The sequence below is a fragment of the Paenibacillus nanensis genome (assembly GCF_003583765.1).
Classification (GTDB): domain Bacteria; phylum Bacillota; class Bacilli; order Paenibacillales; family Paenibacillaceae; genus Pristimantibacillus; species Pristimantibacillus nanensis.
Map to the genome: position 1 here is coordinate 210354 of NZ_QXQA01000005.1, position 24907 is coordinate 235260.

18 protein-coding genes and 1 pseudogene are annotated in these 24907 nt (G+C 53.6%); 4 read left to right on the forward strand and 15 right to left on the reverse strand.

All coding sequences use genetic code 11. The features are described 5' to 3' along the window. The first annotated feature begins 16 nt into the window (after nt 1–16). Nucleotides 17–1189 carry a glycoside hydrolase family 130 protein gene (locus tag D3P08_RS10890; protein ID WP_119599716.1) on the forward strand — a complete coding sequence of 391 codons (1173 nt, stop codon included), beginning with the start codon at nt 17–19 and terminating at the stop codon, nt 1187–1189. Between the two features lie 86 nt (nt 1190–1275). Here the strand turns inward: D3P08_RS10890 and D3P08_RS10895 are convergent, their stop codons facing one another. The 8 genes from D3P08_RS10895 to D3P08_RS10930 all read right to left on the reverse strand — a co-directional run bounded on the left by D3P08_RS10895 (nt 1276) and on the right by D3P08_RS10930 (nt 11942). After that, on the reverse strand, nt 1276–2346 hold the full coding sequence (locus D3P08_RS10895) for a LacI family DNA-binding transcriptional regulator (protein WP_119599717.1): 1071 nt from the start codon (nt 2344–2346) through the stop codon (nt 1276–1278). Between the two features lie 14 nt (nt 2347–2360). Continuing rightward, entirely contained in the window at nt 2361–3650 is a 1290-nt protein-coding gene (locus D3P08_RS10900) for an ABC transporter substrate-binding protein (protein ID WP_420819027.1), read from the reverse strand. Between the two features lie 2 nt (nt 3651–3652). Continuing rightward, nucleotides 3653–5476, reverse strand: coding sequence for a sensor histidine kinase (locus D3P08_RS10905; RefSeq protein ID WP_240647416.1), 1824 nt, complete (start codon nt 5474–5476; stop codon nt 3653–3655). 44 nt (nt 5477–5520) lie between these two features. Continuing rightward, entirely contained in the window at nt 5521–6282 is a 762-nt protein-coding gene (locus D3P08_RS10910) for an SDR family NAD(P)-dependent oxidoreductase (protein WP_119599719.1), read from the reverse strand. Nucleotides 6283–6410: 128 nt separating this feature from the next. Next, nucleotides 6411–7286 (reverse strand): ABC transporter ATP-binding protein, encoded by an 876-nt coding sequence (locus D3P08_RS10915; protein ID WP_119599720.1) that lies wholly within the window; start codon nt 7284–7286, stop codon nt 6411–6413. Nucleotides 7287–7288: 2 nt separating this feature from the next. Then, nucleotides 7289–10168 carry an ABC transporter permease gene (locus tag D3P08_RS10920; protein ID WP_240647419.1) on the reverse strand — a complete coding sequence of 960 codons (2880 nt, stop codon included), beginning with the start codon at nt 10166–10168 and terminating at the stop codon, nt 7289–7291. A 39-nt stretch (nt 10169–10207) separates the two neighbouring features. Next, nucleotides 10208–11266, reverse strand: a complete 1059-nt coding sequence (locus D3P08_RS10925) for an efflux RND transporter periplasmic adaptor subunit (protein ID WP_162848431.1) — start codon at nt 11264–11266, stop codon at nt 10208–10210. Beyond that, nucleotides 11217–11942 carry an ABC transporter ATP-binding protein gene (locus D3P08_RS10930; protein ID WP_119599722.1) on the reverse strand — a complete coding sequence of 242 codons (726 nt, stop codon included), beginning with the start codon at nt 11940–11942 and terminating at the stop codon, nt 11217–11219. The genes D3P08_RS10925 and D3P08_RS10930 overlap by 50 nt, the downstream gene beginning before the upstream one ends. Before the next feature lie 304 nt (nt 11943–12246). Between D3P08_RS10930 and D3P08_RS27865 the strand changes: the two genes are divergently transcribed. Both D3P08_RS27865 and D3P08_RS27870 read left to right on the forward strand, forming a co-directional pair. Continuing rightward, the gene (locus D3P08_RS27865) at nt 12247–12648 is read left to right on the forward strand and encodes a TIGR02452 family protein (RefSeq protein WP_276311147.1); all 402 of its coding nucleotides are present in this window, start codon (nt 12247–12249) and stop codon (nt 12646–12648) included. Further along, nucleotides 12645–12899, forward strand: a pseudogene (locus D3P08_RS27870) (TIGR02452 family protein); the annotation flags it as partial. The gene D3P08_RS27865 and the pseudogene D3P08_RS27870, both read left to right, overlap by 4 nt. Before the next feature lie 162 nt (nt 12900–13061). Here the strand turns inward: D3P08_RS27870 and D3P08_RS10940 are convergent. Next, a complete protein-coding gene (locus tag D3P08_RS10940) occupies nt 13062–14885 on the reverse strand; it encodes an ABC transporter ATP-binding protein (protein WP_119599723.1) in 1824 nt (607 codons plus the stop codon). Further along, complete coding sequence (locus D3P08_RS10945; protein ID WP_119599724.1) at nt 14875–15468, reverse strand: PadR family transcriptional regulator; 594 nt, start codon at nt 15466–15468, stop codon at nt 14875–14877. Before D3P08_RS10945 ends, D3P08_RS10940 begins: the two co-directional genes overlap by 11 nt. A 527-nt stretch (nt 15469–15995) precedes the next feature. On the opposite strand from D3P08_RS10945, the gene D3P08_RS10950 reads away from it, so the two are divergent. Next, nucleotides 15996–16664: a DUF559 domain-containing protein gene (locus tag D3P08_RS10950; protein WP_119599725.1), complete on the forward strand. Its 669-nt coding sequence runs from the start codon at nt 15996–15998 to the stop codon at nt 16662–16664. Nucleotides 16665–18321: 1657 nt separating this feature from the next. On the opposite strand, the gene D3P08_RS10955 is transcribed toward D3P08_RS10950, so the two are convergent. The 5 genes from D3P08_RS10955 to D3P08_RS10975 form a co-directional block, all read right to left on the reverse strand. Then, entirely contained in the window at nt 18322–19254 is a 933-nt protein-coding gene (locus D3P08_RS10955) for an AEC family transporter (protein ID WP_119599726.1), read from the reverse strand. Nucleotides 19255–19458: 204 nt separating this feature from the next. Further along, complete coding sequence (locus D3P08_RS10960) at nt 19459–21297, reverse strand: ABC transporter ATP-binding protein (protein ID WP_119599727.1); 1839 nt, start codon at nt 21295–21297, stop codon at nt 19459–19461. Next, entirely contained in the window at nt 21281–23035 is a 1755-nt protein-coding gene (locus tag D3P08_RS10965) for an ABC transporter ATP-binding protein (protein WP_119599728.1), read from the reverse strand. The genes D3P08_RS10960 and D3P08_RS10965 overlap by 17 nt, the downstream gene beginning before the upstream one ends. Before the next feature lie 24 nt (nt 23036–23059). Next, a complete protein-coding gene (locus D3P08_RS10970) occupies nt 23060–23974 on the reverse strand; it encodes a carbohydrate ABC transporter permease (protein WP_119599729.1) in 915 nt (304 codons plus the stop codon). Between the two features lie 24 nt (nt 23975–23998). Beyond that, on the reverse strand, nt 23999–24907 hold the full coding sequence (locus tag D3P08_RS10975; protein ID WP_119599730.1) for a carbohydrate ABC transporter permease: 909 nt from the start codon (nt 24905–24907) through the stop codon (nt 23999–24001).

A 24907-nucleotide genomic window follows, 5' to 3' on the forward strand; every position in this document is an offset into this window, starting at 1 on the left:
ACTGGAGGAATCATTCATGAGCTTATTCCAAGAACGCAAAACGAAACTGAGTCAGCGGTACGAAGCTTTAATTACGCGCCGCAATGTCCCCGAGGAGCTCGGCAACGGCATTTTCGAGCGTTATCAATACCCTGTGCTTACCGCGGCGCATGCTCCGCTTCATTGGAAATATGATTTCAACCCGGAGACGAATCCGTATTTTATGGAGCGGATCGGCGTGCACTGCGTGTTCAACCCCGGAGCGATCCATTTAAACAGCAAGTTTTATCTCGTCGCACGGGTTGAAGGCGCGGACCGGAAATCGTTCTTCGCTGTTGCCGAAAGCGATAGCGGGGTTGACGGCTTCCGTTTCTGGGATCGTCCGATTGTCCTCCCGGAAACGGAAGACCCGGACGTCAATGTGTACGATATGCGGCTCGTCCAGCATGTGGACGGCTGGATCTACGGCTTGTTCTGTACCGAGCGCAAGGATCCGAATGCGCCGAAGGGAGACTTGTCCAGCGCAGTCGCCCAATGCGGCATCGCGCGGACAAAGGATCTGTTGAGCTGGGAGAGGCTCGCGGATTTAAAAACGAGCTCCAATCAGCAGCGCAACGTCGTGCTGCACCCGGAGTTTATTGACGGCAAATACGCCTTTTACACGCGTCCGCAGGACGGCTTTATCGATACAGGCTCCGGCGGCGGCATCGGATGGGGCCTGTCCGATTCGATCGAAAACGCGGTGATCAAGCAGGAGATCATTATCGATGAACGTCACTACCATACGATCAAGGAAGTGAAGAACGGTCAAGGTCCCGCTCCGATCAAAACGGACAAAGGCTGGCTGCATATCGCGCATGGCGTCCGCAACACCGCGGCGGGGCTGCGCTACGTGCTGTACGCGTTCCTGTCCGACCTTCACGAACCGCATAAAGTAACCCACCGCCCCGCCGGACATCTGCTTGCGCCAGAGGGGGAGGAGCGCGTCGGCGACGTATCCAATGTCGTATTCTGCAACGGCGTCGTTGCGCTTGATAACGGGGAAGTCTATATTTACTACGCCTCCTCCGACACCCGCTGCCATGTCGCGACTTCCACGGTGGACCGCTTGCTCGACTATGTGATGAACACGCCGGAAGACCCGCTGCGCTCTTACGCTTGCGTACAGCAGCGCATCGCGCTGATCGACCGCAATCTCGAGCTGGCTTAAGGAAAGCGAGCTCAGCGGCCAACAAATGCCGGGCTGAGAGCCCTATTACTAAAGAGGACCGAGCTGCCCAGCTCGGTCCTCTTCCTTTATCGCCCGCCCGTTGTCGATCCCCTGTACAGAAGCTCGCAGGCCAGCATTATTTTTTCGGTTGGCTCATCCTTCTCCTCGACGCGCTTAAGCAGCCTTTCGACCGCCCGTTTGCCAAGCGCTTCCTTCGGCACGTTCACAGTCGTGAGCGGAGGCGTCATCCGCGCGGCGTCCTCGATATTATCGAAGCCGGAGACGGATATATCATCCGGCACGCGGAGCCCCAAAGACTGCACAGCTTGCGCGGCTCCGATCGCGATCATATCGTTGGCGCATACAAGAGCTGTCGGAAGACTCTCCTCCCGCTTGCGTTCTTCCAGCCACCGCTTAACCGGCTCTACCGCATCTTCATGCTGCAGACCGTCGACGGCTAACAGCTGAGCGTTATGGCTTGAACCAAGCCCATCGCCCATCCCCTCAGCCTCGAGCGCGCTGCGGAAGCCCAAATACCGGTCGTAGAAGCTTCGCGAATAGTCCGTGCTTCCGACAAATGCCAGCCTGCGATGCCCGATTCCGATCAGATGGCGGGTTAGGCGGTAGACGCTTTCGAAATTGTTCGCGAATAACGTATCGCTCGGGATCAGCGGATCCTCGTGGTCCACTAGGACGAGCGGCAGACCGAGCCGATGGACCTCAAGGAGCAGAGAGGTTGAGATTTCCCCTACGCCAATCAAGCCTAAAATGCCGTTCGGATTCAAAAAGTGGGCAAAATGATCGACGCTTTGCTCGGAAACGATGACCATGCCGTACCCGTCAGCCTCGAGTCTGGCCGAAATGCCGTCCAATATCCGCCCCCAATATAGCGATTCCCTAGTCTGGAACCTGATGTTGGGCATCAGCACAAGCACGGATTGCCGGTGCTGCTTGGACACCTTGGGCAGCTGCTCCGTTTGCACCGTTTTCATATACGCGTTCTTCTGCGCGAAATATCCCAGCTGCGTCGCCATTTGAATAACCCGTTCCCGCGTCGTGTCGCTGACGCCTTCCTTGCCGGCGAGCGCCCTCGATACGACAAATTTGGAGACGCCCAGCGAATCTGCAATTTGCTGCATGGTAACCTTGCTCGACATATGACCTTAAGCTCCTATCTTTCGCTTTTGTTGCGCGCTTCTTTCCAGCGTTTGTTATATTGCTCGAATACTTCCGCTAAATCCGGCGCGGCCACCCATTCCTGAATGTTGTTACCCGACCAGAACGGGATCTCGGCGGCTGCCGCAATTTCCAGAAATGCATCGCTTGGCACTTTCTTCTCCAGCAGAATCGGATTGTAGGACAGAAACTCCTGAATTTGCGGCATCGCGGATTCCTTCGACTTCTCAACCGGCAAGAAGCCCGACTCATCCACGTAACCGGATTCCCGCACGAAATAATCGATCCAAGCGGAAGCAAGCTCCTTGTTCTCGCTGAACTTGCTGATTCCTACTAGCCAATCCGGGCTCAGCGGCGCGTAACGGGTATCCCCGTTATCATAAGGGAACGGGAAGAAGCCGATCGCCCCCGGATCCGCGCCTGCGGCAACGAGCTGGTTAATGACCCAATTGCCCATCAGATACATGCCGGCCTTCCCGCCCGCCAGCTCCCTCTTGGACGCTTCCCATTGGTTGGACATAAGCTCGTCCTCCGCATATCCCTTTTCAATGAGCTTACGGACGATCGCCATCGCCTCGCCCCAGGCGCTCTCCTCGCTCCAAGGCGCGTCCGTCTCCGTCATTTTGTTCAAGTAGCCCGAATCTCCCGTCATGTAGCTCACCAAATCCTCGCCCCAATGCATGAGAGGCCACTTCGCCCCGTAATTCAGATAGACGGGCACGATGCCGGCTTGCTTCAGCTTCTCGCAGGCTTCGTAGAACTGGTCCAGCGTCACCGGAATTTCGGTGATGCCCGCCTTACGGAATGCCTCCTTGTTATAGACGATTCCGCTGGTGGAGATCCCGGTTGCCAGGCCGTACCGCTTGCCGCCGTAGGCTTTAAAATCCTCGAAGCGCATGCCGTCAAACAGCGCGTCATCCAGCGGCTCGAAGTAATTCGGAAGCGATTCGTTCTTCATATTGTTCGGGAGCAGCAGCACGTCGCCAAGATTGCGTGTCGATAGACGCACCATAATATCGCTCGCGTAATTGGTCAGCCCTTCGAATCGAACCGTCGTCCCGGGATGTTCCTTGGAAAACTGCTCGGCATACCTTTCCAGCACGCCGTTCTCGATAAGATCGACGCGGTTGGTCAGCACCGTGAGCACATGCTCGCCATTCGGCATCATTTCTTCATTCGGATTTTTCGTCGCCTTCGGACTGTCGTTCGCGCCCGGCATGTCGCAACCAGCCAGAAGCATAAGCGCAGCCAGAAGCATCGCGATTCCCTTTTTCAACCTGCTCACCCTCATCGATTCACCTTCTCGGCCGGCAGCATCAAGCTGATTTCCGCGCCATGCCCCGGCTTGCCCGCCGCCTGTAACCCGTAGCTTGGCCCATAATGCAGCTTGATCCGTTCATTAATGTTTCGCAAACCAATTCCCCCGCTCTGTCCGCCGCTGCTTGGGTTCCGGCTGATTTTTCCCGCCAAAGCGCGGTTCAGCTCCTCCAACGTTTTTTCGTTCATACCGATTCCGTCATCCTTCACCCGGATGACCGCTTCCTGACCGTGAACCTCCGCGGTTAGCTGAATATGCATCACCGGCTTGCTTTCATCCAAACCATGATAGATCGCGTTCTCCACAATCGGCTGCAGCGCAAGCTTAATGAGAGGGAAGCGTGACATCGCCTCAGGGATGTCCATGGTGAGGACGAACCGTCCCGGATATCGGTAATTTAACAACTCGACGTAATGGCGAACATGAGCCGCTTCATCCGCTAACGTCACTTCTTCGTGCAGATCGCTAATGCTGTAGCGGAGCAGCTTTCCCAAAATGGCGATCATATCGGCCGCTTCCGTATCGTCATTTATTTCCGCCGTCATCCGGATCGTCTCGAGCGTATTATACATGAAATGCGGGTTAATCTGGTTCTGCAGCGCCTGCAGCTCCGCTGCCTTCTTCTTCGTTTCCATCTCGTAAATATCCTGGATCAATTGATCGATCCGGACGATCATGCGGTTGAACTGGTTGCCCAGCTGCCCGACCTCATCGCGGTATTTAACAGGAAATTGCACGCCGAAATCCCCCTCCTGCACGTTTTTCATGAGACGGGTCATCCTGCGCAGCGAATTGGTCAAGGCAAAGGAAAAGATGAAGGAAATCAGAAGCGCGACGAGCAGCGTGACGATCGTCGCGATCCACGTTACCTTGCGGATAACCGACGCGTCTTTCGTCAGCTCGCTTTCCGGTATCGCGGTCATAATTTTCCAGCCTGTCTCAGGCGACGTCGTATAAATATAGAGCCGATTCACACCGTCAATCTTTTCGTAGAAGCTGCCTTTTTTGCCGGTCGCGCGTTTTATGACCGGATCGTCAGCCGCATGAATGGCCATGCGCTCCCCCAGGCTGTCATAAATGATCGTTCCTTCCTCGTCGAAGACGATGGAGCTGCCTTTGATCGCCGTATCCAATTCCTTAATCCCGTCTTCCATCACGCTGACATTGGCGTCGACCGCGATGAGTCCGATGGGCTCCAGCGACTTATCGATGATTTTGCGGACAACCGTGAACGCGTATTTTTCGGATTGCAGGTTGCTGATATATTTCTGGGTGCTGAACAGCAGCTCTTCTCCGCTGGAAAGCTCCGCCTTCTCCCGCCACGTTTTGTAGCTGTCCATAATGTCCTCGCGGATGCTTCCGCTCACAGTCGTATAGTAGCCATTGCCGTATTGATCGAAAATATAGACCGTGTTGGAGCCCCGTTTGATCATGTTGATAAACGAAATATTGTTTTCGATGCCCCGTTGTATCGCCAGAAGCAAATTAAAGTCTTCCGGTACGCTGCCTTCGCTGTCCCCTTTCGCGGCTTCCCGCTGCTCGTAGTATTGATTGGAGCGGATCAAGTTCTGCTTGATGTCGTCCTGATAAGCGGGAATGGAGGAAATGCGGATCATGTCCTCGATATAATCATCGATCCGGGCCATCATCGCTTCCTGCATCGTTGCCGAGAATACGATCGTCTTCTCTTCGATGGAAGCCGAATAGTTAATGTAGGTAATGTAGCCGATAAAAGACAGCGGAAGCGTAATCAGCAGGAAGAAAACAAGGAACAGCTTCCGTTCCATCTTCATGCTGCCGACCGCCACAAGCGTTCGCGAGACCGCCCTCCGCAGCATCATATTGCCGGCATAATGTTGCCGCCGTTAACGGGAATGAACGCGCCCGTAATAAAACCCGCCAGATCGGATGCGAGGAAGGCGACCGCATTGGCGATTTCCTGGTCCGTTCCTCTCCTCTTCAGCGGCACCGCGGCGCTGTACCCTTCATTTATTTCGGTGCCGCTCTCGCGGTCACGGTCGCTGATCGTCCAGCCGGGCGCCACTTGGTTTACCGTCACTTGACTTTCCCCGACTTCGCGAGCTAACACGCGATATACGCCGTCCATCCCGCGCTTGCCTGCCGTGTAAGCGGATTGCGTAGGGAAGTTTTGCATGGCGCATTCCGTATTAATTCCGATGAATCGGCCCCAGCGCTGCTGCTTCATATCGGGCACGAACGCTTTAGCGAGCAATACGCTTTGCAGCACGCACGACTCGAATTGGCCGACATAATCCTCCAGCGGCTGCTCCAGTACGGTTGTCCAATTGTATTGAATAACGGCATTCGCCACAACGATATCGACGCGGCCAAGCCCTTCTTGAACAGCCGTTTTAATGTTTCGAATATCGTCTTCCTTGGTCACGTCGCCTTGAACCGCAATTGCTCTTCTTCCCATGCCTCGAATCTCGTTCTGCAGCTCGGCGGCTTTTCTCTCATTCGCATGATAGTGGATCGCAATATCCGCGCCGCATGCCGCCAGCGTGCGCGCCATCACTCGTCCCAAATCTCCTGTAGCTCCTGTTATTAACGCCGTCTTGCCGGTCAAATCGATCTTCATGTCTTATCGGCTCCTCTATGCCCCATACGGAACGGTTGATTTGTTATATAACTTATTATTAATTATGCTACCGGAATGTCAACCAAAAAAGCTTACCCGAGGCGTTTCGCCTCGAATAAGCTTCTCGATTAGTCCCCGGCCTCTTCGGGCGGGAGGATGACGATCTTCCCTTCCGCAAGCTCCAGCCGGACTTTATTGCTGTTCTTAAGTCCCAGCGTTTCCAAATAGCCGGAAGGCACCTGGAGCCGTCCCGCCTTGTCCAGAATCGCGTATTCCACATGCGACTGCTCCTCTTGGTCCAGCTCGGCAAGCTCCTCCGCATAAGAACGTCTCCGCAGCATCTCCGAGGAGATCTTCCCGTCGCGGATCGCGGCGACGCGGTCCACCTTTTTGGCCAGCTCGGGATCGTGGGTTACGATTACAATCGTAATGCCGAGCGAGCGGTTCAGCTCGCGGAACAAATCCAAAATCTGATTCGACATTTTGCTGTCAACAGAGCCTGTCGGCTCATCCGCCAAGAGCAGCTTCGGATGGTTCGCAAGCGCAATGGCGATGGCCACCCGCTGCTGCTCGCCGCCGGACAGCTGGTACAGCTTGCTGTTCGCCCGGTGGCTTAAGCCGACAGCGTCGAGCAGCTCCTTCGCCCTCCAGCGCTTCCGGCTGCCGGTCAGCAGAATCGGAAGCTCCACGTTTTCTTGCGCGGTCAAATACGGGATCAGGTTGCGGGCGTTATTTTGCCAGACGAAGCCGACGCTTTTGCGCTTATAGCGGACAAGATCGCGCTCCGTAAATTTCAGCATGTCTTTGCCGTCGACGATCAGCTTGCCGGCTGTCGGCCGGTCAAGTCCGCCCAGCATGTTCAGCAGCGTCGATTTACCGCTGCCGCTGTTGCCGATAATCGCCATCAGCTCTCCGTCTTCAATGTGCAGGTCTAGGCCCTGCAGCGCAAACACTTCCAAATCCGCCGTTTTGTATATTTTGACAAGTCCTTCGCAATGAATCATCTTTAGTCCTCCCCGAGCTTAAGCGCCTGATGGATGCGCAGCTTCGAAAGCATGAAACCCAATATGCCGATTCCGATTGTCAGCATCATGCCTACCATCCAATAAATGCGGATCAAATCGCCCTCTTCGATCTGGACGATAAAAGGCGGCACAAGGCTGCTCGGGTTAAAGACGATTTGGAAGTTCGGAACGTACAGCATGCTGGCTACGTTGCCGACAATAATGCCGAGCAGCACCGAGACCCCTGAAGTCAATATTTGCTCGGCTGCCAGCATGGCAATGAGATGGCGAACGGACAAACCAATCGCCCGCAGGATCCCGTTCTGAAGCGTCCGGCCTTTAAGCGACAGCACCCAATACAGCAGGAAGCCGATAAAGCTGACCAGCAGGGAGATCACAAACCCAAGCGTCAGCAAACCGTTGAGCGCAAGCAGGAACGGGTCGTTTTTGGCCAGCGTCAAGTCTTCTTTCGTATTGACGATGTTCGTCACGGACAGCTCCGACTCTTCTATTCCCGCATACAGCTCCGCGGTCGTCGCCCCGGGCTTCAGCTTAAGCCATACTTGATACGGCTCCATCGCCAGCTGCAGCTGGATGCGGGACAAATGGCCGACGACCAGCATGGGCGCGTTGCCCGCCGGCTCCGTGGAATCGGCCGATTGAAGTAAGCTCCTCGGCGGAAGGGGATTAAAGGTCGGGAAATAATCGATGATTCCGAATACCCGAAACGGCTGAGACGATACGCCCTCCCAGCCAAGCTGAATCGCATCGCCGACCTCTACCCCTTTCTGCTCGGCAAGCGTCCGCGATATTAGAACGGCATCCGTCTCCCCCGCCATCAAATTCAAGTAGTCATTCAGCGAATAGTCTAGTAGAGAATCCCGGAACCAAGTCGTCATGCCGAACTGATCGGTATCAATGCCCATAAGCGTGACGGTGCCGTTACTATCGCCGGCGGAAAAAAACGCATCTTCTTTCGTAAACACTTTAGCCCCGTACTCTACCCCCGGAAGCTCCAAAAACGGTTCGAACGGCGGCTCCAAATAATTAATTTTTTCCGGAGCCGGCTGGACTACGCTCTGCTCCGGAGGTCCTCCGAATACCGGCGGAGGAGGGGCGTCGTTGATCCACGTGACATCCATTACGATATCCGCTCCGTTCCCGTAGCGGATCCGGTCCTCCGTGTTCATATTGATCGTGCGGGCGGCGGAAGCGCTGAATACGCCCGTCGCGATCGTCATAATAAGAAATACCATCAGGAACTGGTATTGGCTGCTCGACCTTCCGACTTGAATAAGCGTCGCGTACAAAGACGGCGGCCACCATTTTTTCCCGACCCAATAAAGGAGACGAAGCGTCCAAGGATACAGCCGGAGAAGCAGCAGGCCAGATCCCATAATAAAGAGCGCCGGCACAATAAATTGCAGCGGATCGATGTTAAGATCGGTAGAATTCAGCCCGAGCGCTTGAAGATCCTCTAGTCGTCGCTTAAAGGTGTATAAGCCGTAAATGGCCAATGCCAGAGCGATGACATCAAGGAACATCTTATGCCACAAAGGAGTCTTAACGAGCCTTGCCATCTGCTGCTTATGATCCACAATCGACACGCGTGTGGCCATAATGATCGGAATCATCGTAATGATCAGGCAGCCGAGCGCGGCCAACGCGCCGTACAGGAACGCGGTCTCCGTCATCCGGATCGGCAAGCCGACGCGCGAGATAAATACCATGAAACCGTTCGACGCGCCTAAAACCTTCGTCAGCATGGCGCCGATGAACGGGCCTAACAGGACGGAAGCCCCGCAAAGCAGCAGCCCTTCAACCAAATAGGAGGCGATAATTTGCCATCTTGCTGCTCCCCTGCTTCGCAGAACGGCAATTTCGTTTTTTTGCCTGCCCGCGATCAGGTTCGCAACCATAAACATATAGAAGGCCAGCATAATCATGACCGGCACGTTCAAGGCCCACATCAGCAGATTCAGATTTTCCGCCCGGACCAAATAAAGCTCGATCGTATCATAAGCGACCGCATCCAGCTTCATTTGATAAAGCGTGACCTGGCCAAGAAGCGTGGTGCGGATCAGGTTATACGTGCTAAGATAAGTCTCGATGTGCCGATATTCCATTTTGGAATAATCCATGACGGTATACCAGCCCGCGCTCGTTGCCGGGATCAGCCGGTCCTGCAGCATGAGCTGATAGGCCGTTTCGAAAGGCATAATAAAGCTGGTGTTCATATCACCTAAATTTCCGAAGCGAAAAAAGAGCTCGTCATCCGAAGCCTTCTCCAAGACGCCGACCGGTTTGATTTTCATGGTTCCGGCAATCCTGTCGTCTTCAATTACAAATACAGTGTCCAGCACCGCGTCAAATTCTACCAGAGCCCGCTCTGTCACAAGCACCTCATAGACGCCTTCAACCGGCTGCTTGGAGGGCAAGCGGCCATCCTTAAGCTTAATATGCTGTTCCAAGTTCGAGTAAGATTTAAAAGTCGCCGAAAACTTATTTTTCGGTTCCGGATCGTTCTCTACTTTAAACCTGAGCGACGCCGATACAAGATCCGTTACCTGCTCTTGAAGCGGCAGCTGGAATCCGCTCGCGGCATCGTTTTTCATTACCCGGTCTACTTGGTCGAACATCGATAAATGCCGGTCGGGCCGGTTCGACGGGAACGTAAACGAGGAATATACCGAGCCCGGATATTGATTGGTGACGGTCTGCGAGCGCTCCAGATCCTTCTTCAGCATACGGGACAGTATGCCTTCCGAATAAATAGGCATGCTGCTTACGAGCGCGACCGACATGATAATGCCGACAAACAAGCTAAAAACAAGCCATTTGTTCTGCAGCATCTTACGGATAATCATTACGAATAAAGCCATGCGACTAACCTCCCGGGGCCAATAGCCATTTCCCTCAACCTATTGCAAAATGATGAGTTGACCCTCTTCGAGGCCTTTTGAAATTTCAACTACGGTGGAACCGACAATGCCTTGCTCGACGTCGATCTCGCGAACCTTGCCGCCGTCCTCCAGGACGCGTACGAACGTCCTGCCAAGGTAGCTGCGCAATCCGCTCCGCGGAATGATTAAAGCGTCCTCCCGCTCCTGCAGCCGTACGGTGACGTCCGTGCGGTCGCCGATCTCAGCCGTTTCCGGCAATTGATCGCTTTCGACATATACATGGTTCATGTATCGCTGTTTCAAAATATCGTCTTCGGTAAACGGAGCGGTCGACGGCGTCTGGGTCACCTTGCCCGCAATCTCCTCGTCGCCGAACTTCAGCATTGCGGTAAACCCGACTCCGATCTTGCTCGCGTCGGAAGTCGTGTCGACCTGGAAAGCAATTCTCAGCTTTTTCGGATCCGATAGCATAACAACCGTCTCATAAGGCTCGACCCTGGAGCCTTCCTCCAGCGGAGCGACATAAGTTATTGTGCCGTCCATCGTCGCAAGCAGCTGTTTGTTTTCGAGCGATTCAAGCAGCCGGCTATATTTCAGCTGGTCGATTTCGTATTGAAGCTCCGCAGCTGCAATCGCATCCGCGTTCTCCGAAAGTTTCGCTTCCCGAAGCTTGCCTTTGGCAACGAGCATGTTCAGCTCAAGCTGCTTGACTTGAATGTCGAGATCGCCTACGGCGAGCTGGACGAGAACATCCCCCTTTTTCACCTCATCGCCTGCTCTGACGAACACTTCCTTCACGCGGCCGCCTTCGGCCGCGAACGAGATTGCGTCGGATTCATAAGACTCCAGCGTGCCGTTGCCTCTCACCTCTTGCGCAATCGGCCCTCTGACAACAGGCTCGGTGCGGTAGTTCTCCTGGGCCGGCTTCACCAGCGGCGGCTTCAGCGGCTCCTCCTCGGCAGGCAGCAGCGAGCAGCCTGTAAGCGGTATCATAAATAACAATAATAAAATCGCAAACGTTGACGTTTTAGGTCGATGCCGGAACCACAATTTGTCCATCCTCCAATTCGTATACATGATCGACAATCTCCATAATAGCGGGGTCATGCGTTGTCATGATGATGGTCATTCCTGATGCCTCGACTAATTGGCGGAACACTTTCATAATTTGCAAGCCCGTCTTGCTGTCCAGCTCCGCCGTCGGTTCATCGGCCAGAAGGAGGCTTGGCTTATGCGCGATCGCTCTTGCGATAGCTGTACGCTGCTGCTCTCCGCCCGACAGCTCGAACGGCCGGTGGTTCATGCGCGGGCCAAGCCCTACCTGCTCCAATGCGGCTGTGGCCGCCGCTTTTCGTTCGGCAGCGGGGAATCCCGACACCCGCAAAATAAACTCGACATTTTCATAGGCGGACATCAGAGGAATAAGCGCAAACGACTGGAAAATCAGCCCCATTCGAGTCCGCCGCACCAGGTCCCGCTCTTTGTTCGACATCGCGGACAGCTCGCGGTCTTCAAATGTAATCGACCCTTCGCTGGGACGGTCCAGCGCGCTTAACAAATTAATAAGCGTCGTTTTACCAGAGCCTGACCTGCCCTTGAACGCGACCAGCGATCCGGCAGGAACCGTCAGATCAACGCCCTTCAGCACATGAACGGCTCCGGAGCCTTTGCCAAACGTCCGCTTCACTCCGCTTGCCGCAATGATGTTCGGCACGCTTTTGCCCCCTTGTTTATATAATCGTTTACAGTACATGATTCTTTTTCCATTCTACCTTCGCGCATCTCGTTAAACAAGGTCTTTAAATACGGATAAATGTCATTATTCAACGCACTTTTATAGTAATTTTGCACATTAAAAAGACGGCAACCTCTGTAGGGTGCCGTCATTGGGGAAGCTTTCCTTATTACAAAACTGATATATTCGTTTCTGGTCTCGCTATACGAATGAATGATGGGATATGTTAATCGTACACATGACTAATCATCATCTTATTTTAGGATTGGAGGGGACTTTCAAAATAGACTGACAAACCGCGCGAAAAGTTGTTGAAGAGACGATGAGCATCTTGAAGCTTGGCTCCTACTATAATGGAAGCCGGCAGACGGTAGACATCAGCCGTTGCCTGCAGGATTCGATCTCGGCTAGCGCGCTTTACCGCCCCGGCGAAACCGATAAGCTGTTAGCGTCTCTTCGCCCAGCCAGCCTTCACAATACGGTAATTGAAGTGACTCCCGAAACGACGCTGGCCGCAGCTAAACGATTGACTGCGGGCAGCACTAAAATCTGTTGTCTCAGCTTCGCTTCCGCAAAACAGCCCGGCGGCGGATTCCTGACTGGCGCAAGGGCGCAGGAAGAAAGCTTGGCCCGCTCATCCGGACTTTATCCGGCTATATCGCAAATGACGGAAATGTACGAGCACAATGCGCGCCTACAAACCGGGTTTATTCGGACTACATGATTTTCTCTCCGAACGTGCCCGTATTCCGTGACGATAACTGCGCTTTACTTGACGAGCCTTATTTCGTGTCGATGATCACATCTCCCGCCGTAAACGCAGGGATTATCCGCGAACGCGAGTCCCGCAATGCCTCTTTCATTCAACCGGTTATGCACCGTAGAATCGAAAAAATATTAGCGGTCGCCTTAGCCAATCAGCAGGAAGTCTTGGCGCTCGGCGCCTTCGGCTGCTGGGTGTTCAAAAACAAGCCGGAGGACTTGGCGGATATTTTCCGCCAAGTCTTGAGCAGCACGCCATTCAAAGGCAAGGCGCATTCAAAAAGGTCGTTTTTGCTGTCTATGACAATACCCCGCAGAAGGTTTTCTTCGGCGCATTTCGGGAGGTATGGAAGCAGTGACGGAAGTTATGGGAAATTACTTTTCATAGACGACGGGAAATTGCAGCTCATACAGCTCGCTGTATCTTCCTTTCCGCTGCAGCAGCTCCGCATGCGTCCCGTGCTCCTCGATCCGGCCGTTCTCAAGCACATAAATTTGATCGGCTTGTTGGATTGTAGACAGCCGATGCGCGATGACGAGGCAAGTTCGTCCTTTCAGCAGCTTTGCGAGCGCTGCTTGAATCAGCTGCTCCGATTCCGTGTCAAGGGAAGCCGTCGCTTCGTCCAAAATAATAATCCGCGGATTTTTCAAGATGGCTCTTGCGATGGAAATCCGCTGCTTCTGCCCGCCGGAGAGCTTCACGCCGCGCTCCCCGATTTGCGTATCGTAGCCGTCCTTGAAGCTGGAAATAAACTCGTGCGCGTTCGCCGCTTCCGCCGCCGCCCGCACTTCTTCGGCACCGGCGTTATGGTTGCCGTACCGGATATTTTCCTCAATCGTGCCGTTAAACAAAACAATATCCTGCGAGACGATGCCCACCTGGCTTCGCAAGGAATCCAGCGTCACGTCCTTCACGTTAATCCCGTCAATCGTGATGCTTCCCGTCTGCACATCATAGAACCGGGTTATCAGATGCGCAATCGTCGTTTTCCCTGAGCCGGATGAACCGACCAGCGCGGTTACCTGGCCTGGCTTCAGCTCCAAGTCGAACTGTTCAAGCACCTCCGCCTCATTCTTGCCGACATAGGAGAAGCTAACGCCGCGGAATTCGATTCGCCCTTTTACAGGAGGAAGCTCGATGGCATCTTCGCGGTCGGCGATTTCGGCTTTTGTGTTTAATATTTCTACGACCCGCTCATAGGCGGCAGCCGCCTGCTGAATCGTGTTCAAAATACGGCTGAAATGCCGGACCGGATTTTGCAGCAGCCGCAAATACGCGATAAACGCGACGACCGTGCCCACCGTCATCGAACCCTTCATCGCAAGCCAAGCTCCGAACACCAGCACGATGGCCATCCCGGCAAAATTAATAAAGTCGATAAGGGGCTCATATGCTGCTCGCAACCGCACAACCTGGATGTTTGCATCCATATTTTTTTTCGTCCGTTCGGAGAACCGCTCCGACTCGTACTCTTCGGCGGTAAATGATTTGATCAGACGGATGCCGGTTAGCGCGTTTTGCAGATGGTCGCTCACGTCGGCCAACGATTCCTGCACTTTGCGGAAGGAGGCTCGGATCCGCTTGCCGAACAGCCTCGTCGTCCAGATCATGAACGGGAACGTCGCAAGCAGGAGCAGCGTCAGCTTCCAGTCGATAAACAGCATATAGCCGGCAATCGCCGTAAACGTAAAAATATCCGTGAACAGCTGCATCATGCTGGAGGAAATTAGCTGCTGAAGAATGCTGACGTCATTCGTTACTCTCGACATCAGATCGCCCGTCCGGTTACGGTCGAAGAAGGACACATCGAGCCGCTGCAAATGCCGGTACAAATCGTTGCGCAGCTTATACAACACTCTCTGTCCGATCGCCGCCATGACGGAGGTGCTTAAATAGCGGAGAACGCCGAGCGCGATCGCCGCGCCAAGCACACCGGCTGCAATGAGTATGAGCTCGTTAAACCGTTTATTTTCGATCACGGTATCAATCGTATATTTCGTAATCTGCGGGACGACGAATTCAAGAAGAGAAATGAGAATGATACAGACAAGCGCGGTGGCAAGCGACGGCCATTCCTTGCGGGCATGCTCGAATATGCGCAGGAACATCGAATAGATGCTGGCCGGCTTGGCCTTCTCCCCGGTGCCGAACCTTCGCGCGCCCATCCCTCTATGCGGATTGAAATTGTTATTCATCATGACGCTTCTCCTCTGTCATCTCTCTCAGGTTAATCTTAAGCTCCATTAGGATCGACCGCAGCTTTGCCGCCTTCGCCGCATCCTCCATCGCGGCCCGCTCCGCGGCTTTAAGCAGATGAAGCAGCTCCTTGCCTGCCGGCGTCAATCTGCGGTTGCGCCCGCCCTCGCTTCTTAGCTCGCCCTGAAGCTGCTCCTCATCCGCGCCAGGCTCTGCGCCGCGGCCGCGGCCTTCGGACTCTCGGCTGTCGGCCGCCGGCTCCTCCAGCAAAAACGCCCGGCCCTCCTCCGTTATTGAAAAAATCTTTTTCCCGTCGCTTTGCTTATGCGAAGCTACGAAGCCTTGATCCCTCAGCATCTGCAGCGTCGGATATATCGATCCAGGCGAAGGCTTGTACGTCCCTCCCGACTGCTCCTCCAGACGCTTCATCATCTCATAGCCGTGCATCGACTCTTCCGCAAGCAGCTCAAGCAGCGCGTACTTCACCCCGCCCCTCATAAAAAAACGCCGCCCCGAAGAGCTTTGCTCCCTCCCGGGCCCATGTGTCAAAAACAGCTGCTCCTCCGCTTTCCAACCGCCGCTCATCCCGTTTCACTCCCCTATTTCATTCTGTTAGCTTATCAATTCGATGCAGACTTATTGACTCGAGTTGGATATCTCGATTCGAGTTGAACTTGTCGATTCAATGTAGACTTGTTGACTCGATTGAACAACTAATCGATTCAGTTGAACGTACCTCGACTCAAGCTGGACCGGTCGATTCAGTTGAACTTACCTCAGCTCGAGTTGGACTTGTCGATTCACTTGAACTTATCTCGATTCGAATTGGTCTGGTCAATTCAGTTGAACTTACCTCGATTCGGGTTGGACTTGTCGATTCACTTGAACTTATCTCGATTCGGTTGGACTTTCCGTTCTTATCATGTTATCGATCATACTATTACGATATATCGTATTACTCACACTCTCATTCTATGCGATATATCGTTAACTTGCAAACAAGTAGTAACTATCCAATCGTCACACCTTGCACTATAATAGCCTTAACGAGACGAAGAACGTCCCGCTTTCATTCATGAAGGCGGGACGTTTTGTTTTTAGGAGGAGATCATATGACATTCGAAAGGGCACATGCCGAATTTATCAGCTATCATTTGCAACAAAGAACCGGAGAACGCAGAGGACGTCTGGAAAGGGGACACAGAGAAGCGGAAATATTATTTTGCAGAAACGTATGGTGGGTATTGCGGGGCAACTTCGACGGGCTGCATCCAGAATACGAAGTGCTGGATTGGCGCGGCAACCCTTACTTTTGCGATTTTGTTTGGATCGCGCGCGCAGTTAGGCTGATTATTGAGATTAAAGGCTTTGGCCCGCACGTCAGGGACATGGACCGCCAAAAGTACTGCAGGGAGCTTAACCGGGAAACCTTTCTCTCAGCAATGGGCTACCATGTCATTTCCTTCGCTTATGATGATGTTGCGCACAACCCGGAACTGTGCATTACTCTCCTTCGTATGGTTTTAAGCAGATATCAGGCTGATGGACCCCCAGTTACCGTTCGGAGCGTTACTGAGCGTGAAATCATTCGTTTAGCATGCAGACTCGCGCGTCCTATCCGTCCGATCGATGTTACAGAACATTTACGTATAAATCACCGCACAGCTGTCGGGGCTTTAAAATCAATGTGTGATAAAGGACTATTTACTTCAGTAACAGGCGCGAACAGGAAATATAATGTGAAGTATGAGCTTACGCAGAGCGCTATCCAATGTTTATAGTGGTTCGAAAAAGATATTTTGTTGCAAAAATGCATCAAATACCCGTAACATAGTCAGGCGCGGCAACATTCCTGCAAAAGTGCATCATTTTTCGCGAAAGAGCGCCTGCCACATCGGATAAATGAAAAAATCCTGCAGTATCGCAGGATTTTTTCTGTTTCAAGTTACTTTTAATCTCAAATCCTGCACTTTTGCAGTATTTTAGCTACTCTCAGCATGTACAGGAGTACGGCTCGACGATGGGGCACCAGTAGCTGCTCTCAGCGTGTACCGGAGTGCGGTTCGACGACGGGGCACCAGTAGCTGCTCTCAGCGTGTACCGGAGTGCGGTTCAACGACGGGACACCTGTAACTGCTCTTAGCGCGAGTTCGAGTTTGGTTCGACGATGAAATACCAGTAACTATTCTCATCGCATGTGTCGAAGTGAGGGGCGGTGACGGGAAACATTCGTTTGTGCAATCAAGTCAAATTGCTGCAAAAGTACATCATTTGCCCGGTAAAATGGTCGGATGCGGCAACATTCCTGCAAAAGTGCATCATTTTTCGCGAAAAAGCGCCTGCCACATCGGATAAATGAAAAAATCCTGCATTATCGCAGGATTTTTTCTGTTTCAATTTACTTTTAATCTCAAATCCTGCACTTTTGCAGTATTTTAGCTGCTCTCAGCGTGTACCGGCGTACGGCTCGACGACGGGACACCAGGAGCTGCTCTCAGCGTGTACCGGAGTGCGGTTCGACGATGGGGCACCAGTAACTGCTCTCAGAGTGTACCGGAGTGCGGTTCGACGACGGGGCACCAGTAGCTGCTCTCAGCGTGTACCGGAGTGCGGTTCAACGACGGGACACCTGTAACTGCTCTTAGCGCGAGTTCGAGTTTGGTTCGACGATGAAATACCAGTAACTATTCTCATCGCATGTGTCGAAGTGAGGGGCGGTGACGGGAAACATTCGTTTGTGCAATCAAGTCAAATTGCTGCAAAAGTACATCATTTGCCCGGTAAAATGGTCGGATGCGGCAACATTCCTGCAAAAGTGCATCATTTTTCGCGAAAAAGCGCCTGCCACATCGGATAAATGAAAAAATCCTGCATTATCGCAGGATTTTTTCTGTTTCAAGTTACTTTTAATCTCAAATCCTGCACTTTTGCAGTATTTTAGCTACTCTCAACGCGTGTTTCAGTTCGTTTGTACAATCAAGTCAAATTGCTGCAAAAGTACATCATTTGCCCGGTAAAATGGTCGGATGCGGCAACATTCCTGCAAAAGTGCATCATTTTTCGCGAAAAAGCACCCACTACAGCGGATAAATGAAAAAAATCCTGCAGTAACGCAGGATTTTATCTGTTTCAAGTTACTTTTAATCTCAAATCCTGCACTTTTGCAGTATTTTAGCTACTATCAGCATGTACCGGCGTACGGCTCGACGATGGGGCACCAGTAGCTGCTCTCAGAGTGTACCGGAGTGCGGTTCGACGATGGGGCACCAGTAGCTACTCTCAGCATGTACCGAGGTGCGGTTCGACGACGGGACACCAGTAGCTAACCTTCAGCGCGAGTACGAGTGCGGTTCGACGACGGGATACCAGCAGCTTAGCTACTCTCAGCGTGTGCCCGACCGGGGAAGCCTGCCAAAGACAGGCCCGCCGGTCTACCTATTAAACTTCGATCCGCAGCAAGAAGATAACCGCCGTGACGGTGAAAATGCTGAGCAGCGTGGAGACGAACACCGCCTGCGAGGCGAATTCCTTCTCGTTGTCAAACTCGACGGCGAGCAGGACGCTGCTGAGCGAGGTCGGCACCGCGGACGAGACGATTAATGCGGCGGCGGTCAGCTTGTCGAGGCCCATCAGCCAGACGATGAGCCAGGCGAGCGCAGGCCCCGCGATAAGGCGAAGCGCGCCGGACAGGCTGACATCGATGAGCAAGGAGCGGTTGATCTTCCACTCCATGTTGCCAAGCTGAACGCCTAACGTTATAAGCGCCGTGCCGATAAACGCATCCGATAAGTAACCGATCGGCGTTGCAATCGGCTGCGGGAGCGGCACCTCGAAGCCGCGCAGCAGGAACGCGAGCGGAATGACATAAATGACCGGCATGGACAGAATCGTCCGCCATACCTGCCGCATATCCGCTTTGTGCGCGTTCACGCTGTAGACGCCGTACGTGTTCGGAACGAGCGACTGCACCATCATAATGAGCACCTGTATCGCAAGCGTCGCTTTATTGCCGGCAAACGCAAGCTGGTTCAGAGGCACGCCATAATTGGCGCTGTTATAGAACAGAACGCTGTTGCGCATCGCGCTCCGCATGCTCGGGCCGTATCCGCGCGCCCGGATCACCGCTTCGACGAGCGCGTATTGCACCGCCATAAAAATGACAAAAAACAGCATAACTTTGCCGAGCAAGCCGATCGAAATCGCCGTTGTATAAATAAGATCAAACATAATGGCGGGAGAAAACAAATAAAAGTTCAGCTTCGACAACGTTTTAATATCGAGCGAGAACGCCCGCTGCAGCACGATGCCAAGCGCAACCATGATGCCCATCGGCAGCACGTTCGTTAATAAAATATGAACAAAAATCGTCATAACCGCATCTGCTTCTTTCTAGAGGACTGGCGCCCGTTACGTACGCTGTTTCCCATTGTACCCCTCTCTTTAGAGGTACGTAAAGGAAAAAATCCCGGCAAAACGAAGCACTGCCGCCGCGTTTAACGGCTATAGGTTAAGGGCTGCGCCTACGCAGCAATCCGACCCGCCGCGTACTTGCTCAGGCGGATGCATCCTTCCCTTCTACCCCGCCTCGATCGCATCATGCTGCCCTTGCGAGTGGCGGTACAGCTCCTCGTAATACCCGCCAAGCCTTAGCAGCTCATCATGCGTGCCTTCCTCCACGATCTTGCCTTTACTCATGACGAGGATGCGGTCCGCTCCCATAATCGTGGACAGGCGATGCGCGATGACGAGCGTCGTCCGTCCGACGGATACGCGTTCCAGCGCCGCCTGGACCAGCTGCTCCGTGTGCGAGTCAAGATTAGCGGTAGCCTCATCCAAGATCAATATGCGAGGCGCGAATACGATAATCCGGGCGAAAGAAATGAGCTGCCGCTCCCCTGCGGACAAGCCGCTGCCCCTTTCGGACAGCTTCGTGTCGTAGCCGTCCTTCATCCGCTCGATAATCGTATCGGCGCCGATGAATTCGCAGGCGCGAATGACGTCCTCTCTCGAAATGCTTTCGTCGAACATCCGTACGTTGTCGAGCACCGTGCCCGAATACAAATACGGCTCCTGTTGCACTAGCCCTACGATCCGGTGCAGATCGTGCTGCGAAATATCCCGGATATCGTGGCCGTCGATCAGAATGCTGCCTTCCCTCACATCGTAAAAACGGCAAAGCAAGCTGATCAAAGAGCTCTTGCCCGCGCCCGTCGTGCCGACGATGCCAACCATCTCGCCGGGACGGACATGCAGATCCAGCTTGCGAATAACGGTCGTCCCTTCGGGATACGCGAATGTAATATCGTTGAAATCGATTCGTCCCGCAATCGAATCCTTATCGACGCTCAACGCTTTCGGCTGATCCTGAACGTCCGGTTCAATCGCGAATATTGACCATATTCGGTTAATCGCGACAGTAGCGGATTGCAGCGTATTCCACTGCTGCGTAATTGTATTGATAGGCTGGAAAAACAGCCGGATATACGTAATAAAGGCGTATAGCACGCCGAACTCCAGCGTCGTGCCGTTCACGCCGAGCACCGCCTGCCCGCCGATCCAGACCACGAACGCGATCGCCAAATTGTTTAACACCTCATACGACCGGTTGAACAGCACGTTCGTCCGGATTTCGCGAATGTTCGCGCGGAAATAGGAGTTATTCCGCTCGCCGAACTGCTTCTTCTGCTCTTCCTGCTGGTGAAACACCTGAATAATATTCATCCCCGCCAGGTTTTCCGCCACGAACGCAACAAGACGCGACAGCCGCGTCCGCGCCATCTGATAGGTCGTGCGCATGTACGAGCGGAACGCGATCGCGATGCCCGCAATGATCGGCACCAGAATAAGACAATAAAGCGTCAGCTCGGCGTCCAGCTGAAACATCAGCACCAAAATGAAAATTAAAGTAAGGCCGTCACGGAAAATACTGAGCACAACCTGATTGAAAAACTGGTTGATCGCCTCCGTGTCGCTTGACACATGGGTAATGAGGCTGCCGCTCGGCACGCGGTCGAAATACGACATCGACAGCTTCGTAATATGCTCGAACAGACGTTTACGGATGCTGGCAACGATGCTTTGGCCAGCCTTTTGAAGCAGATTGTTTTGCAGATAAGAAAATAAGAAAGCCGAAATCGAAAGCGCGAAATACGTGCCGCATATCAACATAAGACTGCTGTAGTCGTTTTTGCCGACCATCAAGTTGTCGTCGATCGCGATTTTGAGCAAATAAGGCTGGAGCAGCTCCGCCGCGATCGCGACGAGCGTACATGCGATAAATCCGGCGAACGTAAGCCGATGCTCCTTCATGTAGCCGGATAACGCGCGGAAGGTGGAGATGTATTTCGGCTTCGCCTTCGGTTCGCTCAGATCGGCCTTTTGGTCCGCCTGCCAATTGTTAATTGCCTGTGCCATGCTGACGCGTCCCCTCCTCTTGTATGTCATGCAAAGTCCGATACAATCCGTCTTCCGCCAGCAGCGACTCATGCGTGCCGCGCTGCACAATTTCGCCTTCGTCGAGAACGACGATTTCATCCGCGTGCTTCAGCGCGCTGATTCGGTGCGCGATAATGATCGTCGTCTTCCCCTCCCGTATTTCGCGGATCGTCTCCATAATATCCGTCTCCGTCACGGCGTCGACCGCGCTGACGCTGTCGTCCAATATGAGGATCGGCGCGTCTTTAATCATGCCGCGGGCGAGGCTGGTCCGCTGCCGCTGGCCGCCGGACAGGGTGACGCCGCGTTCCCCGAGCCTCGTCTCGAACTTATCCGGAAACTCGATGATGTTGTCGTACACCTTCGCCATCTTTGCCGCATGCTCGACATCCCGCAGCTCCGAATCGCGCTTATAGAACGCGATATTTTCCCGAATCGTGGAGCTGAACAGAAAGCCGTCCTGCGGCACGTAAGCAATGCCGCCCCGCAAATTCGCGAGCGTCAGGCTGCGAACATCGGTATCGCCATAAAATATAGTGCCTTCCGGCGGATCGTACGTTCGAAGCAGAAGCTTCATCAGCGTCGTCTTGCCGCTTCCCGTACGCCCTACGATGCCGAGCGTAGCGCCTGGCCGCACATAGAGCGAAATATCGCGCAAGACGTCCCGCCCGTCCTCATAGGCGAAGGACAGCCGTCTCAGCTCAATTCCCGAGCGGCTGAAGTCGACCTCGACGGCATTCTCCGCTTCGCGAATATCCGGCTGCTTGCCTAGCAAATCATTGAGCCGGTCGAACGACGCCCGCGCCCGTTGAATGACGTTGATAACGTTCCCAATTTGCTGCAGCGGGTTCATCAGCATCCGGATATACAGCGTCAACGCGACGAAGCTGCCCAGCGAAATCCGATTGGTAATCGTTAAGTAGCCTCCGAACGATATTGCAATAATAAGCGAAAGCGCTCCGAGGAACGGGATAAGCGCCTGGAACAGCGAGGACACCCGGACAAGCCGCAGCTGCCTCTCGCGTATCCGCTCCACCGTCTCGCCGAACCGGTTCCGCATCGTTTGTTCGACCGCAAACTTTTTCGTCACGCGAATGCCGCCGAACTGCTCCTCCGCCGACTCCGTCATGGCGCCGATCGCTTCCTGCACCTTCAGCGACCGCGCCCGAATGATCGGACCGAAATACACGACAATAACGGGAATAAGCAGCAGCGGGAATATGCAGGCGGCGACCAGATAGACAGGCACATCCGTCAGCAGCAGCATGACGATGGTGGACACGAGCAGGATCGACGCGCCCGCAGTCTGGTTCACGCCCATGGAGATCGATTCCCGCACCGCCGTCACATCGTTCATGAAATAACTGAGCAGCTTGCCGACGCCGTTTTTGGAATAAAACTTCTCGCCGAGTCCCGTAAAATGCGCGTACAGCCGGCGCCTGTTCATAAACTCGAAGTACCGTCCCGTGTACATGACCAAATATTGAGCAACTCCTCCAATCGCCGCAAACCCGACACCGATGGCGAGGAGCGTTAAGCTGTAGCGCGCCACCCCGTCCATCGACAGCTGACCGGCCTTCAATTCGTCCGTAAAGCTTCCGAGCACCTTCGGAAAATTAACGTGAATGATGTTCGCGACCGTGTGCAGCGCAATCGAGATCACGTAAGCCAGCCATGTCTTCCGAAAAAAGTCCCGCAAAATCCGTTGTGAGTCCAACCGCAAATCACATCCTGTCGTAGGTTATTCCACTAGCCCCGTCCGTTCAACGCCTTCGACGAACCATCGCTGCGTGAAGGCGTACAGCACGAGCAGCGGTAAAATGATGAGAAAGGAAGCCCCCATTTTAATAGGTTCGAGAAAAGCCCTTAAGCCTCCTTCCTGCGCCTCCATGGCGAGCTGCGCATTTAGTTTGGATAGCCCAACGGACAGCGGCACGTCGGATGCCCCGAACATGTACATAGATGGAAAATACGCGTCATTCCACGCCCATACGAACGAGAACAGAAACACGACGACGATCGCGGACCTGGAGATCGGAAGCATCACTTTGAAAAATATCCGGAGAGCCCCCGCTCCGTCAATGCGGGCAGCTTCCTCCATCTCCTTCGGAAGCGTGGAGAAAAATTGCCGGAAAATCAGCACGAACAACGCGCCCTTCAGCCCGTGTCCGAACAGCGTCGGCACTAAGATCGGCCAGAACGTATTAATCCAGCCAAGCTCTTTGAAAAGCAGAATGGACGGGAGAATCGTGACTTGGGCCGGCATGATGAAAGTAAAAAGCAGCGCCGCGAACCACAACTTTTTGAGCGGAAAATCAAGCCTTGCAAACGCGTAGCCCGCGATCGAGCAGGAAATGACTTGAATAACGGCAGACAGCGTGGAGACGGACAAGCTGACGCCGAAGCTTTTTGCATAATCCAGCATCTTGACCGCCTCGGCCAAATGTCCGCCATAAATGCCCGTCGGCACCCATATGACAGCCGGGTCAAGCAAATCCGACGCGTCTTTGACCATCGTCGTTATCATATATATGACCGGTTTCAAGTAGATAAACGCAACATCGACCAGAAGCAGATACAGAAGCGCGCGGAACAGCAGCCCTTTGTCCGCTTCCCTGCCGATCAGTTTGTTTTTGAGCCAAGACAGCTTTCCCATAATGAACACAGCCCTTCAAGTGGACTATTGCTTGCGCGGCGACAACGACCGGTTCACTCTCGCGTAAATCGCCAGCGCAATGGCAATAAATAGAAGCACCAGGATGAAATAAATCCATGCCAGCGCGCTGGACAGCCCGTAGTTTTCCGTCGTCACCTTGCCGATGATCGGATTCGTGGGGTAGGTGAATAGATCGACAATCGTATAGATGACATTCAAAAAGATAAACGGCACCATGCCGGGCAGCGTAATTTTCCAGAACGTGCTCCACGGATCGGCGCCGTCGATGCGAGCCGCTTCATATACGCTGGGCGAGATCGTCTGGCGCCCCGCGAGGAAGATCAAGATTTGCACGCCCGAATACCAGAGCACCAGCACGAAAGAACCTATCACGTTGCCGATCGGGCCTGCCCATGAGGGGGGCAAATAGTTGGCCAGCACCGCATCCATTTGCAGCGATGTAATAATACTTAAGGAGCCTTCGCCCTGCGCGATGAACTCTCCGATTATTTGACCCGAAGCGAAGATAACCGGCAGGAAGAAGATGACCCGAAAGGCGGCTCGCCCCCAAAATTTCAGATTAAGCAGAATCGCGATCATCAGCGAAAAGACGATAATGATCGGAATCATGACGAGCGCTTCCTTCAGGAATGGGAACAAGTCGTCATACAGCAAGCCGCCGTCGGCAAACAAAATTTCGCGGAAATATTGCGTGCCGACATAGCTCGTATTGACGCCTGTAACCGTAATCCGTACTTGATGGAAGCTCATATAGAGCGAATAGGCCAAAGGGAAGGCGACAAAGGTTAAAAAGCCGATGACCCACGGCGCGATAAACAGCGAGCCTTCCAGCTTGCGGCGCGCTGCAGGACTTTTCCTTCTCCCGAGGCGTTTCCCCGTTCCAGGCCCGGGCTTGAGAGGCAGCAAGCTCAT